This window comes from Kitasatospora sp. NPDC001225, from assembly GCF_053597855.1.
Map to the genome: position 1 here is coordinate 1 of NZ_JBSFJC010000416.1, position 1,709 is coordinate 1,709.

2 protein-coding genes are annotated in these 1,709 nt (G+C 68.2%); both read right to left on the reverse strand.

What is annotated here, in order from left to right; all coding sequences use genetic code 11:
- Positions 1–545 precede the first annotated feature (545 nt).
- The gene (locus ACWDCZ_RS41065) at positions 546–749 is read right to left on the reverse strand and encodes a DUF6924 domain-containing protein (protein ID WP_387977070.1); all 204 of its coding nucleotides are present in this window, start codon (positions 747–749) and stop codon (positions 546–548) included.
- 76 nt (positions 750–825) lie between these two features.
- Positions 826–1,709: hypothetical protein (locus tag ACWDCZ_RS41070; protein ID WP_449818684.1), on the reverse strand; the 884-nt coding region annotated here is incomplete at its 5' end.

A 1,709-nucleotide genomic window follows, 5' to 3' on the forward strand; every position in this document is an offset into this window, starting at 1 on the left:
GCGAGATGGCGCCCTTCGGCGGACACGTGCGCCGCGCCTTCGGCTCGGTGTGGCTCGTGCCCTGTGTGTTGTTTCCGTATTGCCAGCCCGTGCGGGGACAACCGCCGACGCCGGAACGCACGCCGCCCCTGGAGATCTCGTGGGAAGTGATCTTCAGGCACGCGGGAAGAACCTTGCTGCCAGCTTGGCGAAGCCGCAGGTCAACGAATTCTGTCGATTGGCCTCCTCGACCAGTTCCGCGAGCGCACCACCGAGCTCGACTCCGCCGCGTCTGCTCGGCATGGCGGCTGCCGCAGACGGAGTCGGCTCGGTGGTCACCGTGCTGGTGCGGGCGGCGCGGCCGAAGTCTCCGACTCGATGAAGGTGGCCGGCGTTGGGGAGGAGGCCGCGCCGGACCTGCCGGGATCGCAGGCCGCAGCCGCGGCGAGGAGCAGAGCCACGGCGGCGAGCGCCGCCGCCTTCGGCATGGTACGTGCGCTGGTCTCAGGACGGGGCATCAGGCCAGTTCAGGCAAGCGGTGATCTTGGCCTGCTGAGCGGCCTGTCTCAGAAGCCTCTGAACACCCCGTCCTCGTCGACGGCTCCGGCGAACTCGTTGTATTCCATGTTCGCGATCGACAGGTTGTTCTCGATCCCCCAAAGCTCCGCGGCGACAACCCGGATGAAGCGCCCCGGCTCATCCCGCAGGTCAACGACGGCGACCGGCAGTTCGGTCGAGCCAAGCGCCACCGTGTCCGCCTGGGCGAGCAGTGGGTGCGGGCACCAACCCCGGTTGTCCTGGTCTCGGGCGGTACCGCAAGGGCCCGGGACGACTGCTCAGGACCGGTTACGTATGGCCGCCGAGGTCGATCATCTCGACCCTTCTCTCCTTGTCCCAGACCCAGAATGTGGCGCGCGCGCTCCCGTCCAGGCGGATCTGGAACTGATTGCCCTGCAAGTTTTTGTAGTTCGTGTCTCCGACCGACTCCGCTGCTGTCTTCGGGTGGAGTCCCTCATCCCGGATCTTGCTCGCGAAGCTGTCGAACTTCTCTTGCGCGGGATCAGTGAGCTGGCGCCTGTCTCTAATTCGGCTAATTCGTTGATCGTCGAACGTCCAGCGCTTGCTGGTCGGCTGAACCTGAGCGCCGGCATTGCCCTGGGCCGGTTCGCCTCCGACCGCGCCTTGGGGGTCGGCGTTCTCCAGTCTTCCGGGGGCGCCTCGCCGGCCGGTGCCTTTTGAGACGTGTCCTTTCCCTTTTCCGCCGAACTCGTGTTCCGGGAGCGAGTTGAGGTACCGCCGGTAGGCGGCTCCGCCCTGTTTGAACGCGGCCGTCTCTTCCGCCGACATCGCGTACGGTCCGCTCCGCGTGGCGAGTCGGGACAGGCCCCGTACGGCGGCGGAACCGGCGACGAGTTCTGCGCCAAGCGAGGCGAGGCCGGTGCCGAGGGACACCCAACCGAGGACGGCGGCGGTCCGGGGGTGCCTCTCTGCTTCGGCGGCGCTGAAGACCGCGGTGGTAGCCGAGACAACGCTGAGGGTGGTGACGGTGACGGCGGCGGCGGTGGCCCAGATGCCGGCCGCCGCGGCGATCGAGAGGCCGCCGGTGAAGACTGCCAGGCCCACTCCCAGGGCGGCGATGCCGACGTTGAGCCAGGTGCGCCAGCTGAGGTGGCCGGTGGGGTCGGTGCGGTTGTTCGGGTCGCCGAGGCAGTAGGCGTAGGGGTTGATGC